Below are 14,833 nucleotides of genomic sequence, written 5' to 3' on the forward strand. Positions count from 1 at the left end.
TCGGCCCGAGCCTCGGCCAGTGCTGCGGCGGCGCCGTGGTGCTCGCGTTCGAGCGGCTCGACGTCGGCGACCTCGGCTGGATCATGTCGCTCGCGAAGCGCGTCGCGGCCGGCGCCGCGACCGTGCGTAGCGTATCATTCGGCCCCTCGCCGGGCGCGCCGCTGTTGAGCGAGCCCGAATCGGAAGCCGCGCGCGCCGACTGCCTGCTGTGGGAAACCGGCGGCGTATCGCTGATGACCGAAACGATCGCGCCGTATGCGTTCCCCGTCGTGCTGTTCGGCGCGGGGCACATCGGCACCGCGCTCGTGAAGGTGCTGGCGACGCTGCCGTGCCACGTGCGCTGGATCGACGGGCCCGATGCGGTGTTCCCGCCGGCCGACGCGCTCGCCGGCATCGGCAACCTCGCGATCGACGCGGCCGCTTCCCCGGCGGACGCAGTCGACGCAGCGCCGCCGCAGTCCTACTTCGTCGTGATGACGCACGACCACGCACTCGATTTCGTGCTGGCCGAGCGCATCCTGCGACGCGGCGACTATGCCTACTTCGGGATGACCGGCTCGCGCACGAAACGCGTGCAGTTCGATCATCGCCTCGCCGCGATCGGCATCGACCCGGCCCAGGTCGCGCGGATGCGCTGCCCGATCGGTGTCGAAGGCATCATCGACAAGGCGCCCGAAGTAATCGCGATCTCGGTGGCCGCGCAGTTGCTGCAGGCCGTCGAGGCGAATGCGTCCGCGCAGGCCTCCCCTACTTACTGACCGACCAAGAACGACGCCATGACCCCGACATTCAAGGACAAGATTGCCCGTGCGCCGAAAGCGGAGCTGCACATCCATATCGAAGGCTCGCTCGAGCCCGAGCTGATCTTCGCGCTCGCGCAGCGCAACGGCGTGAAGCTCGCGTACGACTCGATCGACGCGCTGCGCGCCGCGTACGCGTTCACCGACCTGCAATCGTTCCTCGACATCTACTACGCCGGCGCGAGCGTGCTGCTCACCGAGCAGGATTTCTACGACATGACGGCCGCGTACTGCGAGCGCGCGCTCGCCGACAACGTCGTCCACACCGAACTGTTCTTCGACCCGCAGACGCACACCGAGCGCGGCGTGCCGATCGAGACGGTCGTCGCGGGCATCGAGCGCGCACTCGCCGATGCCGAAGCGCGCGGGCTGTCGAGCAAGCTGATTCTGTGTTTCCTGCGCCACCTGTCCGAAGAGGACGCGCTCGCGACGTTCGAATCCGCGTTGCCGCTGTTCGAGCGCTATCGTCATCGCCTGATCGGCGTGGGGCTCGATTCGTCCGAGCTCGGCCATCCGCCGACGAAGTTCGCACGTGTGTTCGAAAAGGCGCGCGCACTCGGGCTGAAGCTCGTCGCGCACGCGGGCGAGGAAGGCCCGCCCGCCTACATCTACGAAGCGCTCGACGTGCTGAAGGTCGACCGGATCGACCACGGCGTGCGCAGCATCGAGGATGCGGCGCTCGTCGAGCGTCTCGCGAAAACGCGCACGGCGCTCACCGTCTGCCCGCTGTCGAACCTGAAGCTGTGCGTGTTCGACGACATGGCGAAGCACACGCTGAAGGCGCTGCTCGATCGCGGCGTGGCGGTGACGATCAACTCCGACGATCCGGCCTATTTCGGCGGCTACGTCAATGAAAACTACTTCGCGACGGCCGAAGGGCTGCAGCTCACGGATGCCGAAGTCCATGCGGTGATCCGCAACGGCTTCGAGGCGTCGTTCATCGAACCCGCGCAGCGCGACGCACTGTACGCGCGCCTCGACGCGTACTGGCAGGCCGCGTGACGGCCCGCATCGAGGCACGCTAGACAGATGAAACGCGGCAACCGCATCCGCTTCGCGATTCCCCGTTCGGCCTTGCGCCGGGCCGGGCGCCTGCGTGCATGCAGAGCGACGGCGCAGCCCGTCGTCGCCCGCACGTACCGGCCGTCGCGGCTTGCCGTGCCGTTCGCCGTCGTACCGGATGCGGGCATATCGGCTGCAGGCGCAACGGCTGCGAGGTATGCGGGCAACCACTCGCTGGCGGCTTCGGCCGCCACGTTCGCCCGCGCCGTCGCCTCCGGCCGTGCCACACACCGCGTGCGGCCGCCGCTCGCGAAGCACCATCCCGCCGCCGTGCGGCGTCAATCGCTTTCTTCTGTTCGCCTTACCTTGATGCAGGACCCTTCGTCATGACGCAAACCGCTTTCCGTTCCCAGCTGCTGACCTTCAACGGCGACCCGGCGCAATCCAGCCAGGCCGCGAACTACGAGACCGACGGGCTCCTGATCGTCGACGACGGCAAGGTCGTCGCGGCCGGCCCGTATGCGCCGCTCGCCGCGACCCTTGCGCGCGACGCGGTGGTCCACGACCTGCGCGACAAGCTGATCGTGCCCGGCTTCATCGACACGCACATCCACTATCCGCAGACGGACATGATCGCGTCGCCGGCGCCCGGCCTGTTGCCGTGGCTCGACCAGTACACGTTCCCGACCGAGCGCCAGTTCGGCGACCCCGAGCACGCGCGCGAAGTCGCCGACTTCTTCGTCGACGAACTGCTCGCGTGCGGCACGACGAGCGCACTCGTCTACTGCACGGTGCACAAGCAGTCGGCCGAGGCGCTGTTCGCGGCGAGCGACGCGCGCAACCTGCGGATGATCGCGGGAAAGGTGCTGATGGACCGCAACTGCCCCGAGTTCCTGCGCGACACCGCGCAATCGGGCTATGACGACAGCGCCGAGCTGATCGACCGCTGGCATGGCAAGGGCCGCCAGATGTACGCGCTCACGCCGCGCTTCGCGCCGACGTCGACCGAAGCGCAGCTGGAAGCGTGCGGCGAACTCGCGCGCCGCCATCCGGACGTGTTCGTGCAAAGCCACGTCGCGGAAAACGTCGACGAGGTGAAATGGGTGGCCGAGCTGTTCCCCGGCCATCGCAGCTATCTCGACATCTACGACCGCTACGGGCTGCTGCGTCCGCGCGCGGTGTACGGTCACTGCATCCATCTCGACGACGAGGATCGCCGCCGGATGGCCGAGACACGCACCGTCGTCGCGCACTGCCCGACATCCAACTTCTTCCTCGGCAGCGGCCTGTTCGACTTCGACAAGGCCGGCGAACATGACGTGCCGGTCACGCTCGCGACCGACGTCGGCGGCGGCACGTCGTTCTCGATGCTGCAGACGATGAACGAGGCGCACAAGGTCGCGCGGCTGTCGGGCCATCACCTGACCGCCACGCGGATGTTCTGGCTCGCGACGGCCGGCGCCGCGCAGGCGCTCGATCTCGCCGACACGGTCGGCACGCTCAAGCCGCGCACCGAAGCCGACTTCGTCGTGCTCGATCCGCAGGCGACGCCGCTGCTCGCGCGCCGCACGAAGCGCGCGGAGTCGCTCGAGGAACTGCTGTTCGCGTTCGCGCTGCTCGGCGACGACCGCGCGGTGTACCGCACCTATGCAGCCGGCGAACTCGTGCACGAGCGCGGCGCCGCGCGCCGCCCGGCCGCCGCGTAACGTCCGCGGGTTGCCCGCGGGTGCCCGTCCGGCATGCGCGGCCGCTTGGCCGCCGTGCATGCCGGCAATCGAAACCCTCCGGTACGCGGCACGGCGGCCTGGCCGCTTTCCCGCGCGCAACGGGCCATGCTAGAATTCGCCGCTCATTGGGGAGTAGCCGCTCCGCTCGATGTCCCGTGCCCCCGGCGCGCATCGTGACGGAGGCGTCCGTCAACAGACTTGGCCGTTCGGCCATGGCGGCCGCAGCCACGTTGGCCTGGCGAGACCGATGGTTCACTGCGCGCCGCATCAGGGCCCGGCGCGCGGCGGATCGTCGCTCGCACGCACAACAACGGCCCGTGGAACCCCATTCGTGTCTCAAGCCTTCCTGATCTCCACCGGCGCCGTCGCCCTCGCTGAAATCGGCGACAAGACCCAACTGCTTTCCCTCGTTCTGGCCGCGCGCTATCGCAAGCCGGTGCCGATCATTCTTGGCGTGCTCGTCGCGACGCTCGTCAACCACGGTTTCGCCGGCGCGCTCGGTGAATGGCTGGGCGTGCTCGTCACGCCGTCGATCATGCGCTGGGCGCTCGCGTTCTCGTTCATCGCGATGGGGCTGTGGATCCTGGTGCCGGACAAGCTCGACGAGGACGAAGCCAATGCGACCCGCTCGCGGCTCGGCGTGTTCGGCGCGACGCTGGTCGCGTTCTTCCTCGCGGAAATGGGCGACAAGACGCAGATCGCGACCGTCGCGCTGGCCGCGCGCTTCCAGGATTACATCGGCGTCGTGGCCGGCACGACGTTCGGGATGATGCTCGCGAACGTGCCGGCGATCCTGCTCGGCGACCGTTTCGCGCACCGCCTGCCGACCAAGCTCGTGCACGGGATCGCGGCCGTGCTGTTCGTCGTGCTCGGCGCGCTGGCGCTGCTGGGTATCGGGGTCTGACAGACAGGAAGGTGGCTGGCGCGGCCGGACAGCCGCGCCGAGTTGGCCGTCGCGCTACTTCGCGACGGCCGCGCCCGAGGTGGGCGCTGCCGGCACCGCGCGCTCGTTGGCGGCCGGCGCCGCCGGCCCGCCGCGCTTGTCGACCGGCAGCCGGACCGTGCGGACCGCGCCGTTCGACAACGGGAAATCGGCGAGCGCGCTGCGCGCGAGGAACGGCATCGCGTACAGCAGCGTGCCGTTGTCGCCGGTCGTGCGCGCCGACACGTTGTAGACCTCCTTGCCCGTCGCACGCTCGGTGATGCGGATGCCCAGCGTGTAGTCGAACACCTGGTAGGTCTGCGCGACATAGCCGGCCGGCATCGGCCCCCAGGGGCCCCACGGACCCCAGGGACTCCATGGCCCGCCCCGCCAGTACGGCCCGGGTCCCATGAACCACGGGTCATAGTAGACCGGCTGCGGCACCGTCACGAGATCGCTGCCGACCGCATAGGTCAGCCCGACGAGATAGCGTGCCTGCGACTGCGGCACCTGTCGGAACGCATACGCGGACAACTCGTTCGCAACGATCGGCTCGTAGGTCGACTGTTCGATGCTGTTCTTCTGCGCATCCGTGCGCGTGAACGCATAGGTGCGGGTCGCGTCGCTGCCGCTCCAGTCGGAGAAGGCCGTGACCTGGGTGGTCACGTAGCTGGTGCAGCCCGTCAGCAGCGCGACGCACAGCGCCGCCGCCCAGCCCGCACCGCGAAAAATCCATTCGCGTTTCATGTTGATCCTCGTCGATCCGTCACCCGTTCGTCGCACCGCGCGAAGCACAACGGGATGCCGATAATACGCGGACTCCCGGAAGCGGTAAAAAGTTCGCCCGGCACGCAGCCGCAAGCCTTTGTACAATGGCCCGGTTCGCCTGGCCCGCGCAACGGGCCCGTCCCCCACTCCACCGATCTCGACGACCATGTCCGACAACGCCTCCTCCACCGTGATCCGCCGCGCCGACTACACGCCGCCGGCCTTCCTCATCGATTCCGTCGCACTCGAATTCGATCTCGCGCCGGCCCGCACGATCGTCAGGAATACGATGCGCGTGCGCCGCAATCCGGATGCCGCGCCCGCGCCGCACCTGGAGCTGATGGGCGAGGCGCTCGAATTCCTCGGCGCGCGGCTGGACGGCGCGCCGCACGGCGCGGTGCGCGCGCACGAGCACGGCCTGACGGTCGAGAACGTGCCCGACGCGTTCGAGCTGACGCTCGAAAGCGCGTGCGCACCCGACCAGAATACGACGCTGTCGGGCCTGTACGTGTCGAGCGGCAACTTCTTCACGCAGTGCGAAGCCGAAGGCTTTCGCCGCATCACCTACTTCCTCGACCGCCCCGACGTGATGGCGTCGTACACCGTCACGCTGCGCGCCGACAAGGCCGCGTACCCGGTGCTGCTGTCGAACGGCAACCTCGTCGATTCGGGCGACCTGCCCGACGGCCGCCACTTCGCGAAATGGGAAGACCCGTTCCGCAAGCCGAGCTATCTGTTCGCGCTGGTCGCGGGCAAGCTCGTCGCGATCGAGGAAACGATCACGACCGGCTCCGGCAAGGAAAAGCTGCTGCAGGTGTGGGTCGAACCGGCCGATCTCGACAAGACGCGACACGCGATGGATTCGCTGATCCACTCGATCCGCTGGGACGAAAAGCGCTTCGGCCTCGAGCTCGATCTCGACCGCTTCATGATCGTCGCGGTCGGCGACTTCAACATGGGCGCGATGGAGAACAAGGGGCTCAACATCTTCAACACGAAGTACGTGCTGGCGAACCCCGAGACCGCGACCGACACCGATTTCGCGAACATCGAGTCGGTGGTCGGCCACGAGTACTTCCACAACTGGACCGGCAACCGCGTGACCTGCCGCGACTGGTTCCAGTTGAGCCTGAAGGAAGGCCTGACGGTGTTCCGCGACCAGGAGTTCTCGGCCGACATGGCCGCGGGCGACGACGTCGAATCGGCGGCCCGTGCGGTCAAGCGCATCGAGGACGTGCGCGTGCTGCGCCAGTTGCAGTTCGCCGAGGACGCCGGCCCGATGGCGCACCCGGTGCGCCCGGAGAGCTACGTCGAGATCAACAACTTCTACACGATGACCGTCTACGAGAAAGGCTCGGAAGTCGTGCGGATGTACCAGACGCTGTTCGGCCGCGACGGCTTCCGCAAGGGGATGGATCTCTACTTCAAGCGCCACGACGGCCATGCGGTGACCTGCGACGACTTCCGCCACGCGATGGCCGACGCGAACGGGCGCGACCTCGCACAGTTCGAGCGCTGGTACAGCCAGGCCGGCACGCCGCGCGTGTCGGTGCGCACCGCGTACGATGCGGCCGCGCGCCGCTACACGGTCACCCTCGCGCAAGGCTACGGCGACGCGTCGCCGGCCGCGCGCGAAACGCAGCAAGGGCCGCTGCTGATCCCGTTCGCGATCGGCCTGATCGGCCGCGACGGCCGCGACCTGCCGCTGCGTCTGGACGGCGAAGCCGCCGCCTCGGGCACGACGCGCGTGCTCGAATTCACCGACACCGAGCAGACTTTCACGTTCGTCGACGTGCCGGAAGCGCCGCTGCCGTCGCTGCTGCGCAACTTCTCGTCGCCGGTGATCGTCGAGTACGACTACAGCGACGACGATCTCGCGTTCCTGCTCGCGCACGACAGCGATCCGTTCAACCGCTGGGAGGCCGGCCAGCGCCTCGCGACGCGCGCGCTGCTGACGCTCGCCGCGCGTGCCGCCGCCAACGCGCCGCTCACGCTCGGCGAGAACTTCGTCGCCGCGTTCCGCCGCGTGCTGACCGATGAAAGCCTGTCGCCGGCATTCCGCGAACTCGCGCTGACGCTGCCGTCGGAAACCTATCTCGCCGACCAGATGGCCGAGGCCGATCCGGCCGCCGTGCATCGCGCGCGCCAGTTCGTGCGTCGCGAGCTCGCGACCGCGCTGCGCGCCGACTGGCTCGCCGCGTACGAGCAGCACCAGACGCCCGGCGCCTACGAGCCGACGCCGGAAGCCTCGGGCCGCCGCGCGCTGAAGAACCTCGCGCTCGCGTATCTCGCCGAACTCGAGGATCCGGCCGATGCCGTGCGCCTCGCCACCGCCCAGTACGACGCGGCGAACAACATGACCGATCGCGCGGCGGCGCTCGGCGCGCTGCTGTCCGCGGCCGCGGCGGGCGCGAACGAACCGGCCGAGAAGGCGCTCGACGACTTCTACCGTCGCTTCGAGAAGGAAGCGCTCGTGATCGACAAGTGGTTCGCGATGCAGGCGGCGCAACGCGGCACGCCCGCGCAGCCGACGCTCGCGAAGGTGCGCAAGCTGCTCGCCCACCCCGCGTTCAATCTGAAGAACCCGAACCGCGCGCGTTCGCTGATCTTCAGCTTCTGCGCGGCGAATCCGGCTCAATTCCACGCGGCGGACGGTTCGGGCTACGCGTTCTGGGCCGAACAGGTGCTCGCGCTCGACGCGATCAACCCGCAGGTCGCGGCACGCCTCGCACGCTCGCTCGAACTGTGGCGCCGCTTCACGCCGGCGCTGCGCGACCGGATGCGCGACGCGCTCGAACAGGTCGCCGCCGGCGCGAAATCGCGTGACGTGCGCGAGATCGTCGAGAAGGCGCTCGCGTAACTCGCACGTTCGGCCTGTCGCGTTCGCACGCTCGAGCCGGTGCCGCTTCCCGCGGCGCCGGCTTTTTTATTGCACGAGCACGGCTGTAACCGCACCCAATCGCGGGGTCGGACCGCTCGGACGGCCTGCTCGACGAAGCGCGCTCCGCCCGGCGTCGCCGCCCGATACCGCGCCGATTCGGTGGCCGGGCCATGTAACCGGACGAAAAAAGCCGGCGGCACCGAAGGCGCGACGGGTAAAATTGCGGCCATTCAAGGATTCTTTGGCCTTTCGGAGTCTGTCATGTCCATTGCCCGCCGCACCACGCTGTCGAAGTTCCTGATCGAACAGCAACGTGAGACCAACAACCTCCCCGCCGACCTGCGCCTGCTGATCGAAGTCGTCGCCCGCGCGTGCAAGGCGATCAGCTACAACGTGTCGAAGGGTGCGCTCGGCGACGCGCTCGGCACCGCCGGCAGCGAGAACGTCCAGGGCGAAGTGCAGAAGAAGCTCGACATCCTGTCGAACGAGATCCTGCTCGACGCGAACGAATGGGGCGGCAACCTCGCCGCGATGGCATCGGAAGAAATGGAAACGTTCTTCCCGATCCCGGCGAACTACCCGCGCGGCGAATACCTGCTCGTGTTCGATCCGCTCGACGGCTCGTCGAACATCGACGTGAACGTGTCGATCGGCACGATCTTCTCGGTGCTGCGCTGCCCGGACGGCAAGCAGGCGACCGAGGAATCGTTCCTGCAGCCCGGCACGGAGCAGGTCGCCGCGGGTTATGCCGTGTACGGCCCGCAGACGGTGTTCGTGCTGACGACCGGCAACGGCGTGAACTGCTTCACGCTCGACCGCGAAGTCGGCTCGTGGGTGCTCACGCAGAGCAACATGCAGATCCCGGCCGACACGCGCGAATACGCGATCAACGCATCGAACGCACGCCACTGGTACGACCCGGTCAAGCGCTACGTCGACGAGCTGAACGCCGGCAAGGACGGCCCGCGCGGCGACAACTTCAACATGCGCTGGATCGCGTCGATGGTGGCCGACGTGCACCGGATCCTGAATCGCGGCGGCATCTTCATGTACCCGGCCGACAAGCGCACGCCCGATCGTCCGGGCAAGCTGCGTCTGATGTACGAAGCAAACCCGATGTCGTTCATCGTCGAACAGGCGGGCGGCGCGGCGACGACCGGCACGCAGCGCATCATGGAAGTGCAGCCCACTGGCCTGCACCAGCGCGTGCCCGTGTTCCTCGGTTCGAAGAACGAAGTCGAGCGCGTGACCGGCTATCACGACGAAGCAAAATAATTGCACTGCAGCACTGGACGAGGGTGCGAGACATCAGTACAATCGCGCCTTCGCGATGTGGCCCTAACGGGTCGCGTCGCAGTGAAGTGAAAGCGGAAAGTCCGCCGGATCGAAGGTTTCGCAAAGCAGCCGCAGCAAGCTGAAAAAATTTCGCAAAACCTATTGCCAAGATCGCGGATTTCACCATATAATTTCATTTCTCTGCTGCCGGTGTAGCTCAGTTGGTAGAGCAGCGCATTCGTAATGCGAAGGTCGTAGGTTCGACTCCTATCTCCGGCACCAAGATATAAAGGCCTGACAAGCGATGCTTGTCAGGCCTTTTCTCTTTTCCGGCGCCGAAATCCTGCAGTCCCTCGGCGACACACTGTCCCATCACACAGTCCACGATCTTCGCGTCCCCGTTCGGCAACCGCATGCGCACGTTGTCCGTCGCGATCATCGTGGCGGCACATTGTCTGCGCAACCCCGCCGACACCTCCGCACGACATTTCCCCCATTCACGCCCATCGATCGTATCGGCCGCCCCTCGCGGTACGCGGCGGCACGACCTCCCGCGGCCATGACGACGAAGGCCGGCTGCTCGACGTGAATGCAACGGCATCCTCTATCTCGTGCAGCCCGACTGCCCGTGCTCGCCCCCGCGGCACGACGCACACGCAGGCGACATGGCCGTCACACTCGATCTCCTGCTCACCCTGCATCGCGCGCACACGAGTGTGCCGTACCCAGACAAATCCCCTGGAAAATCTGCTTAAGGGTGCATAACATTACTTAACGATCCTGACCCGTCTATCGCGTTACATTGCGTGGGCGGCGCGACGGCCGCATGCCGCTTTCAACCCGCTTGCGGCGTGCGACAGCCGGTGCCCGGTCATTTCGACTCAACCCAAGGAGAGGACCACCATGACTCATGGCTTGATTATGTGGCTCATCATCGGCGCGATCGCCGGTTGGCTTGCCGGCTTGCTCGTGAAGGGCGGCGGCTTCGGGCTGATCGTCGACATCATCGTCGGGATCGTCGGTGCGGTGATCGGCGGCTGGCTTGCCGGGCTGCTCGGCATCAGCATCGGCAGCGGCTTCATCGGCTCGGTGATCGTCGCAGTCATCGGCGCGGTGATCCTGCTGTTCGTGATCCGGCTATTCAGGCGAGCGGCCTGACGTTTCTCTCCACGCGCCTTCGGGCGCGTTTTCGCATCCGGCGCGGCGCGCGGCCGCTTCGCCGCGCGCCACCGGCTCCGTCAGCGCTTCGCGTGCCGCAACCCGCGGTCGAGTACGCCGGCCTTCGGCAATCCGCTGCGCGCTTCGTGCACGCCATCGCGCCCGATCCACACGGGGCGCGACATCGCCCCTCGCCATCCCGCAACGAGCGCCGCCCGCGGCCTCGATTTCACAGCGACCATTTCAGTTCTCCATAGAACGTGCGGCCCGGATACGGGTGGAACGTGTAGTAGCGGCGGTCCGTCACGTTGTCGATGCCGGCCGACGCGGTCCAGTGACGATCGAAGCGGTAGCGCGCCTTCAGATCGACGACCGTGAACGAACTCGTGCCGCCGTAGACGTCCGGATTCACGTCGCTGTTGTCGAGCGTGTTGAACTGGCGGCCCGAGTAGCGCACGCCGACGCTCGTGAGCCAGTGCTCGTCGAAGCGATACGACGCGAGCAGGTTCGCGCGCATGCGAGGAATGCGCGGGAAACGCGAACCGACGTAGGCCGGGTTCGCGGCATCGGCGAGGATCTGCGCGTTGCTCGCCGATACGTTCGCGTCGAGATCGAGCCCGCGCACCCCGACGTTCTCGCCGCTGAACGCGAGTTCGACGCCACGCACGCGCACGCGATCGACGTTCGAGATGTTGGTGACGGTGGTCGCGCCCGACACCGTCGTCTGGCTGTAGATCGAGTCGCGCAGATCGCCCTGGAACACGCTGGCGCGCACGACGCCGACGCCCACGTCGCGTTCGGCCGTGAAGTCCCAGTCGATCGCCTTCTCCGGCCGCAGGTTCGGGTTGTTGTTGACGATCGCGTTGTTCGAAATCGTGCCCTGGAACAATTCGCCGACCGTCGGGAAGCGCGTGCCGGTCGCGAACGACAGCCGGAAGCGCCAGACCTCCGTCGCGTCCCACTGCAGCGCGACTTTCGGCGACAGCGCGTTCGCGCCGCGGTCCGCATAGCCGAGCGTGCCGCGCGCATTGCCGAGCGCGCCGCCATACGCATCCCAGCGCTCGTAGCGCAGCCCGAGCGTCGCGAGCCAGCGCGGCGCGAAACGCCACGCGTCCTGCCCGAACAGCGCCTGCGTGCGCGTGTCGCCGCGATAGACGCTCGCGAGCGACGTGGTCGGGCCGGCCAGCCAGTCGGCCGTGTTGTACGTGACGTTGCGCAGGAAGTAGTTGTCGTAGTGATAGCCGAACGTGAACGTATGACCTTTCACTGCCGGCGCCTCGGCCTTCAGGTCGAGCGTGCGCCAGCCGGTGCCGTCGCCCTGGAACAGCGTGCCCGCCCCACCCTGCACGGTCGAGGCCGCGCGGAGCACGTCGCGCGACACGTCGTACGCCGACACGACGCCTGACAGCCGCCAGCCGGAATCGAGCCGGCCGTTCAACCCGAGCGCGTACAGCCAGTTCTCCTGGTCGCCGCGCTGCGGCGCGAACGCATTCGGCGCGACCGTCATGTTCTGGCCGCCGATCGACACGTTGCCGCCGTAGACGGGATTGCCCGTCGCATCTCGCATGAAGGTCTCGCCGTGCTGCCGGTAATGGTTCTCCCAATGCCCGAGCGTCAGCGTCGCATCGACGTGATCGCTGAACGCATAGCCCATCCGGACCGTCTCGTTGAGCTGCTCGGTCCGCTCGATCGTCTGCGCGCCGACGATGGTCCGCGGCTTGCCGTTGGGGCCGATGTCGGTCGCGGCGCCCGTCACCGGCACGGCGGCGCCCAGTTTCGGGTTGTAGGCCGAATTGGGGCTCGCGTACTGCATCGGCTGGCCGTTGTTTTCCAGCCGGTCGAGCGACAGCGCGAACCAGAACCGGCCGACGCGGTTCGCGATCCGCGCGGTCTGGTGATTGCCGCCGAAGCTGTCGGCAAAGCCGTAGCCGTCGTGGTAGCGCTGCGTAAAGAACTGCGTCGACAGCGACGCCTCGAGTTGTTCCGGGCGGCGCGTGGTGAGCAGCACGGTGGAGCCGATCGCGTTGCCCGGATAGAGCGCGGAAAAGGGGCCATAGAGTACGTCGACGCGCGCGATGTCGTCGGGCGGAATCAGCGACCAGCGCGGCGGGTATGCATAGCTCGAACCGAGCAGGTTCGACAGCAGCACGCCGTCGGCATAGACCAGCCCGCGCGCGCTCTGTAGTTCGTTGAAGTCGCGACCCGCGAATATGCTGTTGCGGTCACCGATATAGCGCTTGCGGACCATCAGGTTCGGCGCGTACTTCAGCGCGTCCTCGGTGGTGACGTTGGTGTGCGCATCGATCTGCTCGCGCGTGATCGACGTGACGACGGCCGGCGTATCCGGGTCGACCGGTTGACGCTGCGCGGTCACGCTGACGGCGGTCAGCGTATCGCCGGCCGGTGCGGACGCTGCCGCGACACCAGCGGCAGCCGGCGCGGCGGCGGGACGATCGACGCCACCGCCGCGGGTGGCCTCGGCGCGTACATCGTCGGTCGAAGTCGCGTAAGCGGCGGGCCATGCGAAAGCGGCCGCGCAGGCGAGCGCGAGCCGGCCGCGCGAGGGCCGCGCGGCAAAGGTGAACGACATGAGTGAGTTCCTGAAAACGTGAGCGGACGCCGCCGGACACAGGGGCGCAAGCCGCGCACGAACGGCGCGACGCGCGGACCGGGGCCGCGGGCGGCTCGCGCGCCACCGGGGCGCGCGGACGACATCAATCAGACCGGAACGTTTTCAGGCGGGGCGCGCGGCTGCGCGAGACGGATGCCCTTGCGGGGCACATCGGAAACGACCGGCGCGGCCACCCGATACGCGAACGTGCGCACGAAGCCCGGAAGCGCGGGCAGGCTCGTGCCGAGCGCGACGTTGGCCGCGAAGCCGGGGCAGTACACGCAATGCGGGACGCCGGCATGGTCGAGCGACGACGTGTCGCGGTCGTCGCCCGCTTGCGCGAGCACGACCTGACGCGCGCCCGCTGCACTGCACAACTCGAGCGTGAGGGTGCCGGAGCCGCTCGACGCGAGACGCGCGTAGCCGACGACGGGCGACAGTACGTTCAGTACCAGCGCCAGCCATACGAGGCCAATCCATCGCGTCGTTCGTCTCATCGCGGTCCAGGAAAAAGTGCGCGCAAGTATAACAAGCGGCCCGATTGTTGCCGATCGCGAAGCGGCAATACCGGGCATCGCACTTCGCGTCGGAGCGCATGTGCCGTTAATACAACAGAGACAAAATCTAACGATTCGCCGCTGGCATAAATTCGAGCGCGAGGTTGATAATCATTGAACCTGCTGGAGAAACGACCATGGACGAAAGACCAACTCGCATGCCACCGCCCGAGCAAGTGATGAGCCCGGATCCGGAACCCGTCGGCGTGGAATTCCTCGCCGAATTGCCTGAACACGTTCGGGCATTCTTCGACGAGCAGCACAAGCTGTACGCGCCGAAGTGAACGTCAGTCCGGTTCTGTAACCGCCGCGTGTCGATCCTCGCTATCGTGCGGTTCCTCCGTGCGCTTCGCGCGCAATTCGCCTCGCACCCGGGCCGCAACAGCCTGACGGTGCCGGATCAGCACGCCTGCTGATTCTCCTGTCGCGACGCTACGCCGCGCGACTGTCTTCGTCTATTCTTCTGGTTTTCCACGTCCGGCCCGCCCGGCTCTCCCGATCGTTCCGATGAAGCAAGCCATTCGTGCCAGCCTCGCTGTCGCCGCGCTCGGCGTCACGCTCCTTTCGTCGCCGCATACCGCCCGTGCAGACGGCGACGACACCGCCCTCACCAACGTCGTTGCGCTCGCGTCGCAGCGCCTCGGGCTCGCCGAACCCGTGGCGCGATGGAAATGGGCGAATCACAAGGCCATCGAGGACCGGCCGCGCGAAGCGGCCCTGCTCACCGAGGTCGAAAAACGTGCCGGCCAGGCCGGCGTCGATCCCGCGTTCGCCCGAACGTTCTTCGAGGATCAGATCACGGCAAGCAAGGACGTGCAGAACGCACTGTTCGCGACCTGGCGCACGACGCGGCCACCGGAAGGCGCGCCGCCCGATCTCGCCACCAGCACGCGGCCGGCACTCGACCGGCTGACGCAGAAGATGCTCTCTGGTCTCGCGCAGGTTGCCCCGCTTCGCGAGGCGCCCGATTGCCAGGCGCGGCTCGCGCGCAGCATCGCGAACTGGAAGACGCTCACGCGCTACGATTCCACGCAGACGCAGGCACTCGATACCGCGCTGTCGCACGTCTGCTCCGCCGGCGGAGCCAGCGCGATCGGCTGACGCGGGTGCAGTGACGAAGGCCCGTCGCGGC

General features: G+C 67.5%; 13 protein-coding genes, 1 tRNA gene and 1 riboswitch. Of the genes, 11 read left to right on the forward strand and 3 right to left on the reverse strand.

Going from position 1 to position 14,833, the window contains the following annotated elements; genetic code table 11:
- The 5 genes from xdhC to H3O04_RS06230 all read left to right on the forward strand — a co-directional run.
- Positions 1 to 758 (forward strand): xanthine dehydrogenase accessory protein XdhC (gene xdhC / locus H3O04_RS06210; protein WP_202587340.1); only part of this gene is annotated, 758 nt, incomplete at its 5' end.
- 18 nt (positions 759 to 776) lie between these two features.
- Positions 777 to 1,802, forward strand: a complete 1,026-nt coding sequence (locus tag H3O04_RS06215) for an adenosine deaminase (protein ID WP_006476603.1) — start codon at positions 777 to 779, stop codon at positions 1,800 to 1,802.
- 27 nt (positions 1,803 to 1,829) lie between these two features.
- Positions 1,830 to 2,192 carry a hypothetical protein gene (locus tag H3O04_RS06220; protein ID WP_202587341.1) on the forward strand — a complete coding sequence of 121 codons (363 nt, stop codon included), beginning with the start codon at positions 1,830 to 1,832 and terminating at the stop codon, positions 2,190 to 2,192.
- Positions 2,189 to 3,508 (forward strand): guanine deaminase, encoded by a 1,320-nt coding sequence (gene guaD, locus H3O04_RS06225; protein ID WP_124476233.1) that lies wholly within the window; start codon positions 2,189 to 2,191, stop codon positions 3,506 to 3,508. Before H3O04_RS06220 ends, guaD begins: the two co-directional genes overlap by 4 nt.
- Positions 3,509 to 3,644: 136 nt before the next feature.
- A riboswitch (yybP-ykoY riboswitch) is annotated at positions 3,645 to 3,766 on the forward strand.
- A 94-nt stretch (positions 3,767 to 3,860) separates the two neighbouring features.
- Entirely contained in the window at positions 3,861 to 4,433 is a 573-nt protein-coding gene (locus tag H3O04_RS06230; protein ID WP_011544859.1) for a TMEM165/GDT1 family protein, read from the forward strand.
- 54 nt (positions 4,434 to 4,487) lie between these two features.
- Here the strand turns inward: H3O04_RS06230 and H3O04_RS06235 are convergent, their stop codons facing one another.
- Positions 4,488 to 5,198 (reverse strand): DUF4136 domain-containing protein, encoded by a 711-nt coding sequence (locus H3O04_RS06235; RefSeq protein ID WP_202587342.1) that lies wholly within the window; start codon positions 5,196 to 5,198, stop codon positions 4,488 to 4,490.
- Between the two features lie 187 nt (positions 5,199 to 5,385).
- Here H3O04_RS06235 and pepN point away from each other — a divergent pair, with 187 nt between their 5' ends.
- The 4 genes from pepN (at position 5,386) to H3O04_RS06255 (ending at position 10,533) form a co-directional block, all read left to right on the forward strand.
- A complete protein-coding gene (gene pepN, locus H3O04_RS06240) occupies positions 5,386 to 8,079 on the forward strand; it encodes an aminopeptidase N (RefSeq protein WP_202587343.1) in 2,694 nt (897 codons plus the stop codon).
- A gap of 282 nt (positions 8,080 to 8,361) precedes the next feature.
- Positions 8,362 to 9,375 carry a class 1 fructose-bisphosphatase gene (locus tag H3O04_RS06245; protein WP_012328107.1) on the forward strand — a complete coding sequence of 338 codons (1,014 nt, stop codon included), beginning with the start codon at positions 8,362 to 8,364 and terminating at the stop codon, positions 9,373 to 9,375.
- Positions 9,376 to 9,581: 206 nt separating this feature from the next.
- A tRNA-Thr gene (locus H3O04_RS06250) sits at positions 9,582 to 9,657 on the forward strand.
- Between the two features lie 621 nt (positions 9,658 to 10,278).
- The gene (locus H3O04_RS06255) at positions 10,279 to 10,533 is read left to right on the forward strand and encodes a GlsB/YeaQ/YmgE family stress response membrane protein (RefSeq protein ID WP_006476609.1); all 255 of its coding nucleotides are present in this window, start codon (positions 10,279 to 10,281) and stop codon (positions 10,531 to 10,533) included.
- A gap of 229 nt (positions 10,534 to 10,762) precedes the next feature.
- Here H3O04_RS06255 and H3O04_RS06265 read toward each other — a convergent pair whose 3' ends face one another.
- Together H3O04_RS06265 and H3O04_RS06270 are read right to left on the reverse strand one after the other, a co-directional pair.
- Positions 10,763 to 13,123, reverse strand: a complete 2,361-nt coding sequence (locus H3O04_RS06265; protein ID WP_202587344.1) for a TonB-dependent receptor — start codon at positions 13,121 to 13,123, stop codon at positions 10,763 to 10,765.
- A gap of 128 nt (positions 13,124 to 13,251) precedes the next feature.
- Positions 13,252 to 13,641 (reverse strand): DUF2946 domain-containing protein, encoded by a 390-nt coding sequence (locus tag H3O04_RS06270; RefSeq protein WP_043886776.1) that lies wholly within the window; start codon positions 13,639 to 13,641, stop codon positions 13,252 to 13,254.
- A 197-nt stretch (positions 13,642 to 13,838) separates the two neighbouring features.
- Between H3O04_RS06270 and H3O04_RS06275 the strand changes: the two genes are divergently transcribed.
- Together H3O04_RS06275 and H3O04_RS06280 are read left to right on the forward strand one after the other, a co-directional pair.
- On the forward strand, positions 13,839 to 13,985 hold the full coding sequence (locus H3O04_RS06275; protein WP_006476612.1) for a hypothetical protein: 147 nt from the start codon (positions 13,839 to 13,841) through the stop codon (positions 13,983 to 13,985).
- A gap of 223 nt (positions 13,986 to 14,208) precedes the next feature.
- Positions 14,209 to 14,802, forward strand: a complete 594-nt coding sequence (locus H3O04_RS06280) for a chorismate mutase (RefSeq protein WP_202587345.1) — start codon at positions 14,209 to 14,211, stop codon at positions 14,800 to 14,802.
- The last annotated feature ends 31 nt before the right edge of the window (positions 14,803 to 14,833 follow it).

This window comes from Burkholderia sp. KCJ3K979, assembly GCF_016759955.1.
GTDB lineage: Bacteria > Pseudomonadota > Gammaproteobacteria > Burkholderiales > Burkholderiaceae > Burkholderia > Burkholderia orbicola.